At 65.0% G+C, this 15,702-nt stretch carries 17 protein-coding genes and 1 tRNA gene; 10 read left to right on the forward strand and 8 right to left on the reverse strand.

Going from position 1 to position 15,702, the window contains the following annotated elements; translation table 11 throughout:
• Positions 1-33 precede the first annotated feature (33 nt).
• The gene (locus A9K71_RS31185; RefSeq protein WP_156752598.1) at positions 34-174 is read left to right on the forward strand and encodes a hypothetical protein; all 141 of its coding nucleotides are present in this window, start codon (positions 34-36) and stop codon (positions 172-174) included.
• A 42-nt stretch (positions 175-216) separates the two neighbouring features.
• Here A9K71_RS31185 and A9K71_RS05620 read toward each other — a convergent pair whose 3' ends face one another.
• Both A9K71_RS05620 and A9K71_RS05625 read right to left on the reverse strand, forming a co-directional pair.
• On the reverse strand, positions 217-435 hold the full coding sequence (locus A9K71_RS05620; protein WP_066991559.1) for a hypothetical protein: 219 nt from the start codon (positions 433-435) through the stop codon (positions 217-219).
• A gap of 91 nt (positions 436-526) precedes the next feature.
• Positions 527-1,288, reverse strand: a complete 762-nt coding sequence (locus tag A9K71_RS05625; protein WP_066991562.1) for a COG4280 domain-containing protein — start codon at positions 1,286-1,288, stop codon at positions 527-529.
• A gap of 204 nt (positions 1,289-1,492) precedes the next feature.
• On the opposite strand from A9K71_RS05625, the gene A9K71_RS05630 reads away from it, so the two are divergent.
• Complete coding sequence (locus A9K71_RS05630) at positions 1,493-2,986, forward strand: aldehyde dehydrogenase family protein (RefSeq protein ID WP_066991565.1); 1,494 nt, start codon at positions 1,493-1,495, stop codon at positions 2,984-2,986.
• 165 nt (positions 2,987-3,151) lie between these two features.
• Positions 3,152-4,171 carry an LLM class flavin-dependent oxidoreductase gene (locus A9K71_RS05635; protein ID WP_066991567.1) on the forward strand — a complete coding sequence of 340 codons (1,020 nt, stop codon included), beginning with the start codon at positions 3,152-3,154 and terminating at the stop codon, positions 4,169-4,171.
• 100 nt (positions 4,172-4,271) lie between these two features.
• Here A9K71_RS05635 and A9K71_RS05640 read toward each other — a convergent pair whose 3' ends face one another.
• From A9K71_RS05640 to A9K71_RS05650, 3 genes are all read right to left on the reverse strand, one after another.
• Entirely contained in the window at positions 4,272-4,505 is a 234-nt protein-coding gene (locus A9K71_RS05640; protein ID WP_095781991.1) for a hypothetical protein, read from the reverse strand.
• 70 nt (positions 4,506-4,575) lie between these two features.
• On the reverse strand, positions 4,576-5,019 hold the full coding sequence (locus tag A9K71_RS05645; protein WP_066991573.1) for a carboxymuconolactone decarboxylase family protein: 444 nt from the start codon (positions 5,017-5,019) through the stop codon (positions 4,576-4,578).
• Positions 5,020-5,131: 112 nt separating this feature from the next.
• Complete coding sequence (locus A9K71_RS05650; RefSeq protein ID WP_066991575.1) at positions 5,132-6,208, reverse strand: class I SAM-dependent methyltransferase; 1,077 nt, start codon at positions 6,206-6,208, stop codon at positions 5,132-5,134.
• Between the two features lie 193 nt (positions 6,209-6,401).
• Here A9K71_RS05650 and A9K71_RS05655 point away from each other — a divergent pair, with 193 nt between their 5' ends.
• From A9K71_RS05655 to A9K71_RS05675, 5 genes are all read left to right on the forward strand, one after another.
• Positions 6,402-7,493, forward strand: a complete 1,092-nt coding sequence (locus tag A9K71_RS05655; protein WP_066991583.1) for a helix-turn-helix domain-containing protein — start codon at positions 6,402-6,404, stop codon at positions 7,491-7,493.
• A 145-nt stretch (positions 7,494-7,638) separates the two neighbouring features.
• Positions 7,639-8,610 carry a sugar ABC transporter substrate-binding protein gene (locus A9K71_RS05660; RefSeq protein WP_066991585.1) on the forward strand — a complete coding sequence of 324 codons (972 nt, stop codon included), beginning with the start codon at positions 7,639-7,641 and terminating at the stop codon, positions 8,608-8,610.
• A gap of 105 nt (positions 8,611-8,715) precedes the next feature.
• Positions 8,716-10,218, forward strand: a complete 1,503-nt coding sequence (locus A9K71_RS05665) for a sugar ABC transporter ATP-binding protein (protein ID WP_066991589.1) — start codon at positions 8,716-8,718, stop codon at positions 10,216-10,218.
• On the forward strand, positions 10,215-11,231 hold the full coding sequence (locus tag A9K71_RS05670; protein ID WP_066991592.1) for an ABC transporter permease: 1,017 nt from the start codon (positions 10,215-10,217) through the stop codon (positions 11,229-11,231). Before A9K71_RS05665 ends, A9K71_RS05670 begins: the two co-directional genes overlap by 4 nt.
• Positions 11,232-11,247: 16 nt before the next feature.
• On the forward strand, positions 11,248-12,249 hold the full coding sequence (locus A9K71_RS05675) for a substrate-binding domain-containing protein (protein ID WP_066991595.1): 1,002 nt from the start codon (positions 11,248-11,250) through the stop codon (positions 12,247-12,249).
• Between the two features lie 170 nt (positions 12,250-12,419).
• Here the strand turns inward: A9K71_RS05675 and A9K71_RS05680 are convergent, their stop codons facing one another.
• Both A9K71_RS05680 and rocF read right to left on the reverse strand, forming a co-directional pair.
• Positions 12,420-13,478 carry an ornithine cyclodeaminase gene (locus A9K71_RS05680; protein ID WP_066991597.1) on the reverse strand — a complete coding sequence of 353 codons (1,059 nt, stop codon included), beginning with the start codon at positions 13,476-13,478 and terminating at the stop codon, positions 12,420-12,422.
• A gap of 2 nt (positions 13,479-13,480) precedes the next feature.
• Positions 13,481-14,413, reverse strand: coding sequence for an arginase (rocF, locus tag A9K71_RS05685; RefSeq protein ID WP_066991600.1), 933 nt, complete (start codon positions 14,411-14,413; stop codon positions 13,481-13,483).
• 132 nt (positions 14,414-14,545) lie between these two features.
• Between rocF and A9K71_RS05690 the strand changes: the two genes are divergently transcribed.
• Both A9K71_RS05690 and A9K71_RS05695 read left to right on the forward strand, forming a co-directional pair.
• On the forward strand, positions 14,546-14,986 hold the full coding sequence (locus tag A9K71_RS05690; RefSeq protein WP_066991897.1) for an Lrp/AsnC family transcriptional regulator: 441 nt from the start codon (positions 14,546-14,548) through the stop codon (positions 14,984-14,986).
• A 220-nt stretch (positions 14,987-15,206) separates the two neighbouring features.
• Positions 15,207-15,551: a hypothetical protein gene (locus tag A9K71_RS05695; RefSeq protein WP_066991603.1), complete on the forward strand. Its 345-nt coding sequence runs from the start codon at positions 15,207-15,209 to the stop codon at positions 15,549-15,551.
• A 15-nt stretch (positions 15,552-15,566) separates the two neighbouring features.
• Here A9K71_RS05695 and A9K71_RS05700 read toward each other — a convergent pair.
• Positions 15,567-15,641, reverse strand: a tRNA-Gly gene (locus A9K71_RS05700).
• Between the last annotated feature and the right edge of the window lie 61 nt (positions 15,642-15,702).

A 15,702-nucleotide genomic window follows, 5' to 3' on the forward strand; every position in this document is an offset into this window, starting at 1 on the left:
AGATCGAAACACGATACGCTCGGACGGTTGTCGGTGTTTGAACTCGACGCGTTGCGAGAAGCTTTCAAGCGATCGGTTCGCGAGAACAACGTCACGGAAATCCGGTGGGCCGAGCACGCCGAGCTTTTCGTCAAACGCGCGATCGGCAAGAAAAGTCGCGCCCTCCGAGCCTAAAGCGCGTCGCGTCGAATTGGCCGCGCCATCCATCAGGCCGGCTTAGCCTTTGCCTCCGCCGCGCGCGCCGCGCCTCGTGCTTTCCAAAAGGATTGCCAGGCAGCCGATCAGGATCAGGACAGCGCCGAGGAGCGGCGGCAGCGCCAGAAGCTTCACGGCGCCGGCGACCAAAGCGATCAGAAGCAGTGCCAGAAGCGCAAGGCTGCCGTCGTCAACGAACATGCCGACGAGCTCCTTCAGGACGAGGCGGACGATTTTCATCGGGCAATTCCCTTCGAGCGGTTCACCATTTCACGGAAACGGCAAACCGCTCTGTTTCTTCTTTGACCGCAATTCCGCACGGGAAACCGCTTCACGCTTTTCCCGGAATTGCTTTGGCAGCCGCGGCGTGGGCGTTGCGCAGCCAGCGCACCATGGCGAAGGATGCCGCGGCGATGACGACGAAGATGGCAAGCAGCGCAAAATCCTCGCCCGGCCATTCGGCGCCGAGGCCTTCGCCTGTCCAGAACACGCCGAAACTGGTCAGCATCAGGCCGACGACGAATTTGAGCGCGTTTTCCGGCACGCGCGCCAGCGGCCGGTGCACGGCGAGGCCGATCAGCATCACAAGCACGAATGCGGCCAGCGCTCCGAGACCGGCATAGAGCGTCTGGCCGTGCGCGGTCCCGACCGCAATAACGATGAACACCACCTCGACCCCTTCGAGCAGCACCGCCTTGAAGGCCGCCACGCCGGCAAGATAGCCGGCGCGACGGTCGTTGGCATGGCGGGTCAGCGCGTCGGTTTCCCTGGAAAAGGCTGCCTCTTCGTCGCGGAGCGCGATGATCCCGGCGCTGCGCAGGATCGCCTTGCGCAGCCAGCGCATGCCGAACAGGATAAGTAGCACGCCGACTGCGAATTGCAGGAGCGTGATCGGGATCAGCTGCAGCAGCGGTCCGAAAGCCAGCACCAGCGCCGCCAGCACGGCGAGCGCCGAGACGGCGCCTGTCAGCGCCGGCCGCCAGCCGCGCGTCACGCCGACGGCCAGCACGATGGTGAAGGCTTCGACCACCTCGACAAAGGACGCCAGGAAGGAAGCGGCCACGGTGGAGAGAACGGGCGTCAGTTCGTGCATCAATGGGCACCGAGGTCCGTGTTTCGCCGCGCTTTTGGGAAGGCGGGGCCGGTCCAGCCTTGTTCAACAGGCGATGACGCACAAAGTATGGCGGATGGACAAATCAGCCGTCGCCGGCTGCACATTCTCCACCGCCGCGGCGAACTTGCGCCCGTGCGCAGGCCGGTGGCATAAGGCCATGCTCATCAGAGAAAGCGGCTTCAGATGACGTTATCGGTGAGAGACCTTCCCCTGCGCACGCCGATCGACGGCCGGCACCGGCAGATGATGATCGACGGTGAGTGGCGCGATGCGGTGAGCGGCCGGACTTTCGAGACGCGCAACCCCGCCACCGGCGCGGTGCTGGGCACCGTGCCGCTTGCGGATTCCAAGGACGTCGACCTGGCGGTGGCCGCCGCGCGGCGCGCCTTCGAGGGACCGTGGAGCCGCTTCAAGCCCTATGAGCGCCAGCTGCTGCTGTTGAAGATCGCCGATCTCATGGAACGGCATTGGGAAGAGTTGGCGCTTTCCGACACCACCGACATGGGCATGCCGATCACCCGCACTTTGGCCAACCGCAACCGCGTGCTCGGCATGCTGCGCTTCTATGCCGGCATGGCGACGTCGATCCACGGCCAGACGATCGGCAATTCGCTGCCCGGCGAGATCGTCTCCTACACGCGCAAGGAGCCGGTCGGCGTGGTCGGCGCGATCATTCCGTGGAATGCGCCCACCGCCGCCTCGATCTGGAAGATCGGCCCGGCCTTGGCCACCGGCTGCACCATCGTGCTGAAACCGTCGGAAGAGGCACCGCTGACGCCGCTCCTGATCGCCGACCTGATGCAGGAGGCCGGCGTGCCGCCGGGCGTCGTCAACGTCGTGACCGGCACGGGCGCGGAAGCCGGTGCGCCGCTCGCGGCGCATATGGATGTCGACAAGGTGGTCTTCACCGGCTCGACCGCCACCGGCCAGGCGATTCTGCGCGCCTCGGCCGCCAACATGAAGCGCGTGTCGCTGGAGCTGGGCGGCAAATCGCCGGTGATCGTGCTCGCCGATGCCGACATCGAGCGCGCCGTGCCGGTGGCGGCCATGTCGGTCTTCGCCAATTCCGGCCAGGTCTGCATCGCCGGCTCCCGGCTCTTCGTCGAACGGCCGATCTATGACGAATTCGTCGAACGCGTCGCGGCCTTCGCGGCAAAGCTGCGGATCGGCGACGGCGCCGACCCCGAGACCGAGATCGGACCGCTGATCTCGCCAAGACAGCTCGAGCGCGTCTCAGGCTTCATCGCGGACGGCGCGCGCGAGGGCGCGCGGCTGGTGACAGGTGGTGAGCGCATCACCAAGGGCGCGCTGGCCGCAGGCAATTTCATGACGCCCGGCGTGTTTTCCGGCGTCACCGACGGCATGCGCATCGCGCGCGAGGAAATCTTCGGGCCGATCATCTCGGCGCTGCCCTTCGACACGCTGGAGGAAGCGGCGCGGCGCGGCAACGACACGCCCTACGGTCTCGGCGCCGGCGTGTTCACCAAGGATGTCGGCAAGGCGCACCAGCTCGCCAACCGACTGCGCGCCGGCTCGGTCTGGGTCAACACCTATCACGCGATCGACCCGGCCGTGCCCTTCGGCGGCTACAAGATGAGCGGTTACGGCCGCGAGGGCGGCGCCGAGCATCTCGACGAATATCTCAACACCAAGGGCGTCTGGATCCGGATCGATTGACGGTCTGTATCCGGTCGCGTTTCGTTGAATAGCCGCACGGCTTCAACTATTTGCGTTGCGCCAATTCCGAAGCAGAAAGCGGTCGCACGTTTTTTGCTGGTATTGCGCTGGAGCAACACAAGAACACGAGCGGTTCAGCGGGCCGCCTGACTCGGAACGGAGCGCATGAAGAAGATCGGGTTTCTATCGTTCGGGCACTGGTCGCCCGCCCCGCAATCGGGCACGCGCTCGGGCGCCGACGCGTTGCTGCAGTCGATCGACCTTGCCGTCGCGGCCGAGGAGCTCGGCGCCGACGGCGCCTATTTCCGCGTCCACCATTTCGCCCGCCAGCTCGCCTCGCCGTTTCCGCTGCTTGCCGCGGCCGGCGCGAAGACCAAGCGTATCGAGCTCGGCACCGCCGTCATCGACATGCGCTACGAGAACCCGCTCTACATGGCCGAAGATGCGGGTGCGGCCGACCTCATCGCCGGCGGCCGGCTGCAGCTCGGTATCAGCCGCGGCTCGCCCGAGCAGGTGATCGATGGCTGGCGCTATTTCGGCTACGTGCCGGAAGAGGGCAAGACCGATGCCGAGATGGCGCGCCGCCACGCCGAGATCTTCCTCGATCTGTTGCGCGGCGAAGGCTTTGCCCAGCCCAATCCGCGGCCTATGTTTCCCAATCCGCCTGGATTGCTCAGGCTCGAGCCGTTCTCGGCCGGCCTGCGCGAACGGATCTGGTGGGGCGCGGCCACCAACGCCACCGCCGAATGGGCGGCCAAGCTCGGCATGAACCTGCAGAGCTCGACGCTGAAATTCGACGAGGGCGGACAGCCGCTGCACATCCAGCAGGCCGAGCAGATCCGCGCCTACCGCGCCGCCTGGAAGGAAGCCGGCCACGCAAGGGAGCCGCGCGTGTCGGTCAGCCGCAGCATCTTCGTCTTGGTCAACGACATGGACCGCGCCTATTTCGGCGGCAGCGAGGGCGAGGACCATTTCGGCTATATCGAGCCGGAGAAGCGCGCCGTGTTCGGCCGTACCTACGCCGCCGAGCCGGATGTGCTGGTTGAGCAGCTCAGGCAAGACCAGGCGATCGCCGAGGCCGACACGCTGCTGCTCACCGTGCCCAACCAGCTCGGCGTCGACTACAACGCCCATGTCATCGAGGCGATCCTGAAGCACGTCGCGCCGGCACTTGGCTGGCGGTGATCAATCGAGCGATTCGACGGCCGCGAGGCGAGACCAAACTCGATTTCGGGGCCATGATCGAATCGGTGCACCCGATGCTTTGAGGCACTGCCACCGGCAATCAGGTCGCTGCGCCAGTGTACCGCGCGCGCACGATCCGGGTGATGTGGACCACGTTCAGGCCGATGAAGAAGACGTTCCATGCCACGACGTTCAACATCGGGACGGGCTGGCCGTAGAAGTATACTGCCAGGCAGGTTGCCGCCGTCAGGGTGAGTATTCGCAGGCGCAGCATGTCCATCGTGAAGTAGGCAATCACGTAAAGAATGTTCGCCGCGTTGATGAGCAGTTCCATGAGAGTTCCCATGTGGTGGGGCGTGCAGGAAGGGGCGGTGCCCGGTTGAAACGCCGGGCACCGCCTGCCGTCAGTCGCCGCCAAATTCGGTCTTGAAGGTTTCGAAGTCGATCTGCAGGCCATTCAGCACGGCGCTCCAGTGCCGGACGTAGCCGGCATGGGCCACGGCTTCGGCGACCTCCTCGTCGGTGGCGCCGCGGTCCTTGGCCATCTTGGTTTCCAGCCAGATGCAGTAACGGCACGGAATCTGCGCCGCCACCGCGACGTTGATGAGCGACTTTACCTTCGGTTCGAGAGCGTTGTTCTCGGGTTGAAGCTCGAGACCCTTGAACATCGTCCAAGCGCCGGCGACTGCCGACTTTGGATAGGCCTTGATATGGCTCGGCACGATGCCGAGCGTCGCCTCGATTTCCTTGTAGGTCTGCTCGGCCGCCGGCAGTTCCTGCGCAACGGCGAGCGGTGCGGCAAGTACGGTAGCGATGGCGAGGCCTATGCCTGTGAGAATGTTTTTCATGATCAGTCTCCTGTTTGTTGGGATCGAAGGGATTGCCGCCCGCCCCGCGCCCCCTTTGCGCCGCGAGGCCGGAAGTCGTCCGCTGCGACCGACCGGTGTTAGCTTTCGAAGGTCAGAGCCGGGCCTCGAGGACCAAGTTGAACGGCGTCTCGAAGGCACGACGGAAACGGGTGAACCCGGCCTTGCGGAACACTTCCGCCAGCCGTGCCTCGCCGGCCTGGGCGCCCAGCACGAGGCGGCCGCCGTCCGAAATAGCGTGGGCGCAGCAGATGGTGGTGGAGGCCGCGTAATACATTCTCGCCACCGGCGAGATGTTGTCTTCGACCCGGTCATTGGCGAAAGGCTCGACCAGCATCACCGTCCCGTCCGGCGCCAGCGCCTTTGATGCATGCACTGCCGCGGCGACAGGATCGCCCATGTCATGCAGGGCATCAAAGAAGCAGATCAGATCGTAGCCGCTGCCCGGGTAGTCGTCGGCCCGCGCCTTTTCGAACGCCACGCGCCCTTCCAAGCTCTGCTTGGCGGCGCCGCGACGGGCCTCCACCAGCGAGTCGTCGTGATTGTCGAAGCCATGGAAGCGGGAAGCCGGAAAGGCCTTTGCCATGAGCGCCGTCGAATGGCCGTGGCCGCACCCGATATCGGCGACAAGCGCACCAGTCCTGAGCTTCTCGACGACGCCCTCCAGGGATGGCAGCCATTCGCTGACGAGACTGGCCTTGTAGCCGTTCCGGTAAAAGGCGGCCACGCCGCAGGCCAGGCGTCCGTCATGATCTCCCCAGGCGATGCCCTTGCCGGTGCGGAAAGCCTCTACGGCCTTCTCTTCGTCGGCCCACATCGAAGCGGGCACTGCCCAAGCGTTGGGAATGAAGACGGCGCTGTCCTCGTCGGCGAGCACGACTTCCTGTTCGGCTGTCAACTCGTAGGTGTCGCTGACCGGGTGGTAGACGATATAGCCGCCCGCCACTTGGGAATTGAGCCATTCGCGTACATAGCGTTCGGCACAGCCGGCCCGCCCCGCGAGCGCGCGGGCACTGAGGGGTCCGAGGCCCGCCATGGCCTTGTAAAGACCGAGACGGTGGCCGAGGCTGATCATGACTCCGCCGTAGCCGGCCGAAATATCACCGATCGCTCGCGCGACGAGCGCATCGAGTTTTGCCGGATCGATCTTATGGTTGTGGGTATGCTCCATGTCCAAGTCTCCTGTCCAAGCGCTCGGGCAACCCCCGAGGCAGCGGCTGAATCGCAGGAACAGGGAAGAAACGGGAGAGCGCGACTCTCCAGAATCGGGCCATTTGTGCCACTGGCCCGTCGTCAGGAGAGGAACTGGCGGCCGCGCGCGCCGGGCGCTATGGTTGCGGCGCCTGCGACATGGATTAGCCGACATGCATCGTCACTTCACCACTGCCGCATCCGAGCCGCTTCACGTGAGTCTGGTGGCCATTCCAGAGGCCGTGGTGTCCACGTTGTCGGGCATCTTCGACGTGATGAATGCTTTCAAAATAATGCCGCTGCCGGGCAGCGAGCCGCGCCAGGCTCCGCCCTTCGAGATTGAGATCGTCGGCCTCGAAACGGGCGCTCTGGAACTGGCCAGCCGCGTGCCGGTCATGGTTCAGCGAAGCGTGGCGGAGGTGGATATGACCGACATCGTCATTGTTCCTTCGATCCTGCTTGGGCCGAACGGCTGGCGAAAGGACCTGCATCCGGAACTGATCGAGTGGTTCCGCGCCATGCATGGCCGCGGCGCGCTCTTATGCTCGGCGTGCTCAGGCATCTTCCTGCTTGCCGAAACCGGTCTGTTCGATGGCGTGGACGCGACCGTGCATTATGGCTACGCCGGCGACTTCGGCCGGACGTTTCCACAAGTGCCTATCCACCCGGATCGTGTGCTGGTGGTGTCGGGCAAGCGAGAGGAGCTCATCTCCTCGGGTGCTTCCATGACCTGGCATGATCTGGTGTTGTACCTGATCGCCCGACACGCCGGCGCGACCGCAGCCCAGGCCGTGGCGCGCTCATTCGCGCTGCAGTGGCATCAGGACGGTCTTGCGCCCTACATCATCTTTGAGGGCCGCAAGGATCATGGCGATCTTGCCGTTCAGGCGGCGCAGGACTTGATCGCCACCCGATTTTCGGTCGCCAATCCCATAGAAGAGATGATCCGCTGCGCCCAGCTCACAGAGCGCACCTTCAAACGCCGTTTCACGAGCGCGACCGGCCTGAGCCCGATCGCCTATGTACAGCGCTTGAGGATCGAGGACGCCAAGCGCCGACTGGAGCGCACCGACGCGTCAATCGACGACGTGAGCTGGCAGGTCGGGTACGAAGAGCCTGCGTTCTTCCGTCGCTTGTTCAAACGTGTGACGGGGCTGGCGCCCGGCGCATACCGCAAGCGGTTCAAGATCCCCGCCTATGCGCAAAGGCATTTGCCCGACGAGAGCGTCGAACTCCGGCTGGGAAATAGCCAGCGGCAGACCTAAGCCGGGCCGACGCTGCGATATCCGCCCGGCAGGCTACTCGGGTACGCTTCCTCCGCGAGCGTGTTGACATCCGACGAAGACAAGCAGTAGTTTTTTGGCGTAATCGGTTACGTAACCGATTACGCCCATTCAGGAGGAGGAAGGCATGAGCAAGGTTTCAAATACCCGCGGGCTCGACCGGGGATCGTTCTCGCGTCGTCGGTTCCTCAAGACAAGCGCGCTGGCGGCCGGCGCGCTTGCGCTGCCGTTCGGTCCGGCGTTTGCGGCCGACAAGCCGAAGGTCGGCCTGGTCATGAAGTCTTTGGCCAACGAGTTTTTCAAGCAGATGCAGGCCGGCGCGGAGGACTATGCGGCCAAGAACAAGGACAAGTTCGATTTCGCCGCCGTCGGCATGAAGGACGAGCGCGATTTCGCCGCGCAGGTCGATGCGATCGAGAACTTCATCACCCAGAACTACAACATCATCGTCGTGGCGCCGGCCGATTCGAAGGCGATGGTCACGCCGATCGCCAAGGCGCTGAAGGCCGGCATCAAGGTCATCAACATCGACGTCGCGCTCGACGATGAGGCCAAGAAGAAGGCCGGCATCGACCTTGCCTTCTTCGGGCCGGACAACCGCGCCGGCGCCAAGCTCGCCGGCGACGCGCTCGGCAAGGCGCTGGGCAAGGGCGGCAAGGTCGTCATCCTCGAAGGCAATCCGGAAGCCGACAACGCCAAGCAGCGCAAGCTCGGCTTCGACGATTCGGTGAAGGAGCACGGCCTCGACCTGCTCGATTCGAAGACCGCGCATTGGGAGACCGAGGAAGCCAACACGCTGATGACCAACTTCCTGACCCAGCACCCGGACATCCAGGGCGTGATGGCGGCGAACGACTCGATGGCGCTCGGCGTGGTCAAGGCGATCGACGCGGCCGGCAAGTCGGGTCAGATCAAGGTGGTCGGCTTCGACAACATTCCGGCCGTCGGCCCGCTGCTCAAGGAAGGCAAAATGCTCGCCACGGTCGAGCAGTATGGCGCGCAGATGGCGGCCATGGGCATCGACTACGGCCTGCGCGAGCTTGCCGGCGAGAAGTTCTCGGGCTGGGTCAAGACCGACGTCAAGCTGATCACCGCCTGAGGCGAGCAGAGGCGCCGGGACTCCCTCTGGCGCCATCCATTCGCTTGTCTCATCATCGCCGCCGGCAAGCAGCCGGCGGCGATGAGCGCCGTTCAGGATTGCTGCATGGACGATGTGGTTCTTTCCCTTGAAGGGGTAGGAAAGATCTTTCCCGGCGTGGTCGCGCTGAGCGACGTCTCGCTGTCGTTCGCGCGCGGCGAGACGCATATCGTCCTCGGCGAGAACGGCGCCGGCAAATCGACGCTGATCAAGCTCTTGGCCGGCATTTACCAGCCGGACAGCGGGACGATCGCCTTCAACGGCCAGCCCTATCAGCCGAAGACGCCGCATGATGCGCAGCTAAGCGGCATCCGCATCGTGCACCAGGAGCTGAACCTTCTGCCCTATCTCAGCATCGCCGAGAACCTGATGCTGGAAAACCTGCCGCGCCGCGCCTTCGGCATCGTCGACCGCAAGGCGCTCAACCGGCGCGCCGTCGCGCTGCTCAAGGAGGTCGGGCTCGACGTCGATCCGAGGACGCGGGTCGAAGCGCTCGGCGTCGCGCAGATGCAGCTGGTCGAGATCGCCAAGGCGCTGAGCTACGACAGCAAGCTTCTGGTGCTCGACGAGCCGACGGCGACGCTGACGCCGCCGGAGATCGGGCGGCTGTTCTCCATCATCAAGCGGCTGAAGGCCAGGGGCGTCACCATCATCTACATCTCGCACCGGCTGCACGAGGTGTTCGAGATCGGCGACTGGGTGACCATCCTGCGCAACGGCAGGCTGGTCGCGACCCGCGACCTCCACGGCCTCAGCGTGCCGGATGTCGTGCGCATGATGATCGGCCGCGACATCGCCGACGAATTCGGCTTCGACGCCTCGATCGTGCCGGGCAAGGTCGCGCTCAGCGTCACCAATCTGAAGCGCAGCGCCGTGACGCCCGAGATTTCCTTCAACGTCCGCCACGGCGAGATCTTGGGCGTGGCCGGTCTGGTCGGCAGCGGCCGGACCGAAGCCATGCGGGCCCTGTTCGGCGCCGATCCGAGGCTCGACGGCGTCGTCGAGATCAACGGCAAGCCGGTGGCGATCACGGCGCCCAAGGATGCCGTGCGGCATGGGCTCAGCCTGCTTACCGAGGACCGCAAAGGCCAGGGCCTGCTGCTCGATCTGGCCGTGGACAAGAACATCACCATCACCGATCTCGGCAAGGTGTCGCGCCACGGGCTGGTCAACCGCCGGGCCGAAGCCGCGGCAGCGAACGATCTCATCGGCCAGCTGCGCGTCAAGGCAAGCTCGATCGAGCAGGCGGTGCGCAATCTCTCGGGCGGCAACCAGCAGAAGGTGGTGCTGGCCAAATGGCTGTTCCGCGGCACCTCGACGCTGATCCTCGACGAGCCGACGCGCGGCGTCGACATCGGCGCGCGGCGCGAGATCTACCAGCTTCTGTGGATGCTGGCGGCGGCTCAAAAAGGCATTGTCATGGTGTCTTCCGACCTGCCGGAGCTGATGGGCATGTGCCATCGCATCATCGTCTTTTCCAAGAACAAGATCGTCGGCGAGGTGCCGCGAGCCGAATTCGACCAGGAGCGTATCCTGTCGCTCGCCTACCAGGAGTATGTGCGACCATGAGCGAGACGTCCGAAACCCTCGTGTCGGCGCCTGTTTCTCCCGGCAGGGCGAAGTTCCTGCGCTTCCTGATCCGCGACGCCGGCGTGCTTCTGGCGCTGGTGCTGATCACGCTGTTCTTCTCGCTCACAGCGCCTTACTTCGCCACGCCCGGCAACGCGCTGAAGATCTTCGTGCAGATCGCCATCAACACGGTGCTCGCCGCCGGCATGACCTTCGTCATTCTCACCGGCGGCATCGACCTTTCGGTCGGCTCGGTGCTGGCGCTCTGCACCGTGGTCGGCGCCACCGTCATGATCGACGAAAGCCTGTCGCCGGCCGTCGCGATCACTTTGGCGCTGCTCGCCTGCATGGCGACCGGTGCTGCCTGCGGCTTCCTCAACGGCTGGATCTCGACGCGCTGGAAGATCCCGTCCTTCATCGTCACGCTCGGCATGCTCAACATGGCGGCGGGCGCCGCGCGCGTGGTCAGCGACAATTCGACCATCACCGGGCTGCCGCAGAGTTTCGTCGATTTCGGCAATCTGATCATCGGCGGCTTCCTGCCGTCGATCTTCCTGGTCGCGGTGCTGGTGATCGCGGCGGGCTGGTTCGTGCTGCGCTTCACCGTGTTCGGCCGCATGATCTTCGCCGTCGGCACCAATGACGAGGCGGTGCGCCTCTCCGGCCACAATCCGGATTTCTACAAGGTCGCGGCCTTCACCATCAGCGGGCTGACGGCCGGCATCGCGGCCATAGTCTATCTGCTGCGCTTGAACATCGGCAGCCCGATCGCCGGCGTCGGCTACGAGCTCAATGCAATCGCCGCCGTCATCATCGGCGGCACCAGCCTCAGCGGCGGCAAGGGCTCGATCATCGGCACGCTGGTCGGCGCCTGCATCCTGCAGGTGCTCAGCACCGGGCTGCAGCTGCTCGGCGTCGGCGACAATTTCAAACCGATCGTGATTGGCCTTGTCATCGTGCTCGCCGTCATCCTAGACGCTTATCGGGAGAGGCTGTTGCGGAGGATCCGCTAAACGGTCAGAGGGAACCATGACCACAATTGCCGATGTCGCGCGCTATGCGGGGGTGTCCGTCGCAACGGTCTCGCATGTGATGAACCGCACGCGCCATGTCGAGCCGGAGACGGCCGAGCGCGTGCGCGCGGCGATCACCGCCCTGCGCTACAGCCCGAACTCGCTGGCGCGGAGTCTGAGGCGCGGGGAGACCAAGACCATCGGCCTGCTGCTCCCGGACAATTCCAACCCGTTCTTCGCCAGCGTGGCGCGCCAGATCGAGGATGCCGGCTTCGTGGCCGGCTATACGGTGATCCTGTGCAACTCGGATGGCAGCGCCGAGAAGGAAGAGCGCTATCTGTCGGTGTTGATGGCAAAGCAGATCGACGGACTGATCTTCGCCGGTTCGTCAGACCATGCGCGGGTGTTCTCGCACCTGTCCGCCGCCCTGCCGGCGGTGCTGCTCGACCGCGAGATCCATTCTGTCCATGTCGATTCCGTACTGGTCGACCACGATCACGGCGGCTATCTCGCCGGGCGCCATCTGGTCGGGCTCGGCCACAGCAAAATCGGCGTCATCGGCGGTCCGCGCGATTCGAGCTCCAGCCCGGCCCGCCTGCGCGGTTTTACCCGGGCACTCGCGGAGGCAGGTATCGACCTGCCTGCTTCGTCGGTGGTCGATTCCGACTATCATTTCGCCGGCGGACGCCTGGCGATGGAGCGGCTGATGACGCAGGCGCCGGAGATCACGGCGGTGTTCGCCTGCAACGATTTGATGGCCATGGGCGCCATCACCGCGCTGCGCACGCGCGGCTTGCGGGTGCCCGACGACATGTCGCTGATCGGTTTCGACGACATCCCCTATGCGGTCACCACATGGCCGCCGCTGACGACGATCGCGCAGCCGGTCGAAAAGATCGGAACGCGGGCGGTCAGCCTGCTGCTCGAGCGCGTCGGCGAGCCCGAGGCGCCGTCGCGCCGCGAGGTGCTGGCGCCAGTGCTGGTGGAGAGGGAAAGCTGCGCGGCTTTGCAGAAGTAGCGTGTAATCTACCCCCTTGAGGGGGAGATGTCGCCGAAGGCGACAGAGGGGGTCGCTACGCATGAAGCGCCAACCTCCATCTGCAGAAGCAAGCCGAGCCCAGTCGGACCGACCCCCTCTGGCCTGCCGGCCATCTCCCCCGCAAGGGGGGAAATCACGCGCTCATTCCCTCACGCCGCCGGTTGCATGGCGGCCCTCAGCAGCATGCCGAACAGGTCGCGCGGCTCGTCGGGGTCGGCGAGCAGGTCGAGCTCCTCATAGAGGCCGGTCGCCTGAAGCTGGTCGCGAACATAGCGCAGCGCGGAAAAATCCTCCGTGGCGAAGCCGACGGAATCGAACAGCGTGATCTGCTCCTTCGCCTTGCGGCCCTCGGCCTGGCCGGTCATGACCTGCCACAGCTCGGTCACCGGATGATCGGCGTCGAGCTGCTGGATCTCGCCCTCGATGCGCGTTTGCGGCGGAAACTCGACGAAGATGTCGGAGCGCAAAAGGATATCGCGGTGCAGCTCGGTCTTGCCGGGACAGTCGCCGCCGACGGCGTTGATGTGGATGCCGGAACCGACCATGTTGTCGGTGAGGATGGTGGCGTACTGCTTGTCGGCGGTCACCGTGGTGATGATGTCGACGCCTTCCACCGCGTCCTGCCCGGTCGAACAGATGGTGATGTCGAAGCCCTTGCCGGCGAGGTTGCGGGCGCATTTTTCGGAAGCAGAGCGGTCGATGTCGTAGAGCCGCAGCCGGTCGATGCCGAGCAGCGCCTTGAACGCGACGGCCTGGAACTCGGACTGGGCGCCGTTGCCGATGATGGCCATGGCGCGCGACCCTTTCGGTGCCAGATATTTGGCGGCAACCGCCGAGGTCGCGGCGGTGCGCAGCGCCGTCAGGATCGTCATCTCGGTCAAGAGCATCGGATAGCCGGAGCCGACATCGGCGAGCACACCGAAGGCGGTGACGGTCTGGCGGCCTTCGCGCATGTTCTTCGGGTGGCCGTTGACATATTTGAAGCCGTAGAGGCGGCCGTCGCTGGTCGGCATCAGCTCGATGACGCCGTCATGGCTGTGCGACGCGACGCGCGGCGTCTTGTCAAACAGCTCCCAGCGGCGGAAATCCTCCTCGATATAGCCGGCAAGCTCGGTGAGGAAGCGCTCGAGGCCGATGGCGAGCACAAGCTTCATCATGCGGTCGACGCTGACGAAGGGGACGATGGCAAGGCGGGACGGCTGGGTCATGATCAGAGGCTTCCGGAATGGCTGCGGGTCGGGCGGTCCATGATGCGGCGGCCCATCAGGCTGGCGGTAAGGTCGACCATCAGGGTCGCGGTACGGCCGCGTTCGTCGAGGAACGGGTTCAGTTCGACCAGGTCGAGGCTGGAGACCAGGCCGCTGTCGGAGAGCATCTCCATCACCAGATGCGCCTCGCGGAAGGTGGCGCCGCCGGGCACCGTGGTGCCGACGGCCGGCGCGATCGAGGGGTCGAGGAAGTCGACGTCGAGGCTGACATGCAGCAGCCCGTTTGCCTCTTCGATCCTGGCCAGGAAAGCCCGCAGAAGCGGGGCGATGCCGTGCTCGTCGATGGCGCGCATGTCATGCACGGTCACACCCGCTTCCTTCAGCGCGCGGCGCTCGGCCGGATCGACGCTGCGCAGGCCCATGGTGCAGACACGGGCCGGGTCGACTGCGGCGGGCAGGTCGGGGAAATAGCCGTTGAAGCCGGGACGGCCGCTGGCATAGGCGAGCGGCACGCCGTGCAGATTGCCGCTGGTGGTCGTGTCGAGCGTGTGGAAATCCGGGTGGGCGTCGAGCCACAGCACGAAGAGCGGCCGGCCGCGTTCGGCGGCGCGGCGCGCCACGCCGGAGACCGTGCCGGCGGAGATCGAGTGGTCGCCGCCGAGGAAGATCGGCATGGCATCCCTCGAAGCCGCGTAGGCGGTCTCGGAAATCGCCGCCGTCCAGGCGGAGATTTCGGGCAGCGCCTTCAGGGCGAGATTGCCATGAGCGACAGGGCGCGCCGCCGCCTTCTCAACCGCGCCCCAGTCCTCGACCTCATGGCCGAGCTCCGACAGCACCGCGACAAGCCCCGCTGTGCGCAGCGCGCTCGGCCCCATCTCGCATCCCATCCTGCCCGCGCCGTCCTGCACTGGCGCGCCGACGATCCTGCAGCGCATCACTTCTTTCCGCTTTTGCGTTTGATTTGCCCAAGTGAACCACCGCTGCCTGGCGGTTTGAACAGGGTAAATTGGCATTTCGAAAAGGTCGATTTATCATAGTGGGCATATTGGTTGCTCGAAATGGTCAAAATGGACGCGCTCGACGAGAGACTGGTGACGCTTCTGAGGCACGATGCGCGGCGCAGCGTCTCCGATCTCGCGCTCGATCTCGGCGTCTCTCGCGCGACGGTCAGGGCGCGGATGGAGCGGCTGGAAAAGTCCGGCGAGATCATCGGCTACACGGTGGTGCTGCGCGCCGACGCGGTCGACCAGAGGATACGCGGCGTGATGATGATCGAGATCGAGGGCCATGCCGCGGACCGCGTGATCAGGGCGCTCGGCGGCTTTCCCGAGGTGTCGACCATCCACACCACCAACGGCCGCTGGGACCTGGTGGTCGAGCTCGGCACCGCCTCACTCACGGACTTCGACGCCGTGCTGCGTCGCATCCGGCTGATCCCCGGGATCACCGGCAGCGAGACGAGCCTGCTGTTGGCGACGCCGAGGACGACGAGGGCGAGGCTTGGGTAGAGCGGTTCGTTTTATGGAAACGCCGAACCGCTCGACTTCCTTTTTTGCGCAATTCCGGACTGAAGGCTTCGGCGAGGAGGACGAGCCGTTAGGGACTTTCCTGGAATTGTTCCAGCAAAGGCGCCAACCCGTCAGGAGTGGGTGGCAGGGCGCTTCCTTTCCATCGCGACCTATTTTGCCCGATCGGCATGAGCCGAGCCACAAATCGGAGAGCAGCGCAATGCTGAAGACGATCGCGGCCGGGGTTGGCCTGGGCTTTGTCGGGTTCCTCATCGCGATTTTCACGATGGGCGCAGGGCACGGAACGAACGTTCCCGGTTTCATCGTGGTCCCCTGGATGATGCTGCTGATGATGGCAGGCGTTGGCGCTTTGCCTGGGCTGCTCGCCGCATGCGCCCAATTCACGATCTATATCCTTCTGATCCGCTCCAAGCCGTTGCTGGCGCTGCCGATCGGGATCGTTCACTGCGTCGCCACGGTATGGGGGATGGCGGGAACGGAATCTTGTTCTGAAGGCTACAAACGCGAAAAAGCCGCGGCGAACCGCGGCTTTTCGTTTGCTTGATTCCCTGAAGGAAACTGGAGCGGGTGAGGCGATTCGAACGCCCGACCCCAACCTTGGCAAGGTTGTGCTCTACCCCTGAGCTACACCCGCTCGCGCGGCCTTGGGCCGCAAGCCGCGCCTATATGGCCGAAGAGCGCGGCGATTGCAACAG

The sequence above is a fragment of the Mesorhizobium sp. WSM3873 genome, from assembly GCF_001672445.1.
Taxonomy (GTDB): Bacteria; Pseudomonadota; Alphaproteobacteria; order Rhizobiales; family Rhizobiaceae; genus Mesorhizobium.

Bases quoted from the DNA above. Each gene is read 5' to 3' on its own strand.
- A9K71_RS05620 (WP_066991559.1), bottom strand. From the start codon at position 435: ATGAAAATCGTCCGCCTCGTCCTGAAGGAGCTCGTCGGCATGTTCGTT.
- A9K71_RS05625 (WP_066991562.1), bottom strand. From the start codon at position 1,288: ATGCACGAACTGACGCCCGTTCTCTCCACCGTGGCCGCTTCCTTCCTG.
- A9K71_RS05630 (WP_066991565.1), top strand. From the start codon at position 1,493: ATGACGTTATCGGTGAGAGACCTTCCCCTGCGCACGCCGATCGACGGC.
- A9K71_RS05635 (WP_066991567.1), top strand. From the start codon at position 3,152: ATGAAGAAGATCGGGTTTCTATCGTTCGGGCACTGGTCGCCCGCCCCG.
- A9K71_RS05640 (WP_095781991.1), bottom strand. From the start codon at position 4,505: ATGGAACTGCTCATCAACGCGGCGAACATTCTTTACGTGATTGCCTAC.
- A9K71_RS05645 (WP_066991573.1), bottom strand. From the start codon at position 5,019: ATGAAAAACATTCTCACAGGCATAGGCCTCGCCATCGCTACCGTACTT.
- A9K71_RS05650 (WP_066991575.1), bottom strand. From the start codon at position 6,208: ATGGAGCATACCCACAACCATAAGATCGATCCGGCAAAACTCGATGCG.
- A9K71_RS05655 (WP_066991583.1), top strand. From the start codon at position 6,402: ATGCATCGTCACTTCACCACTGCCGCATCCGAGCCGCTTCACGTGAGT.
- A9K71_RS05660 (WP_066991585.1), top strand. From the start codon at position 7,639: ATGAGCAAGGTTTCAAATACCCGCGGGCTCGACCGGGGATCGTTCTCG.
- A9K71_RS05665 (WP_066991589.1), top strand. From the start codon at position 8,716: ATGGACGATGTGGTTCTTTCCCTTGAAGGGGTAGGAAAGATCTTTCCC.
- A9K71_RS05670 (WP_066991592.1), top strand. From the start codon at position 10,215: ATGAGCGAGACGTCCGAAACCCTCGTGTCGGCGCCTGTTTCTCCCGGC.
- A9K71_RS05675 (WP_066991595.1), top strand. From the start codon at position 11,248: ATGACCACAATTGCCGATGTCGCGCGCTATGCGGGGGTGTCCGTCGCA.
- A9K71_RS05680 (WP_066991597.1), bottom strand. From the start codon at position 13,478: ATGACCCAGCCGTCCCGCCTTGCCATCGTCCCCTTCGTCAGCGTCGAC.
- rocF (WP_066991600.1), bottom strand. From the start codon at position 14,413: ATGCGCTGCAGGATCGTCGGCGCGCCAGTGCAGGACGGCGCGGGCAGG.
- A9K71_RS05690 (WP_066991897.1), top strand. From the start codon at position 14,546: ATGGACGCGCTCGACGAGAGACTGGTGACGCTTCTGAGGCACGATGCG.
- A9K71_RS05695 (WP_066991603.1), top strand. From the start codon at position 15,207: ATGCTGAAGACGATCGCGGCCGGGGTTGGCCTGGGCTTTGTCGGGTTC.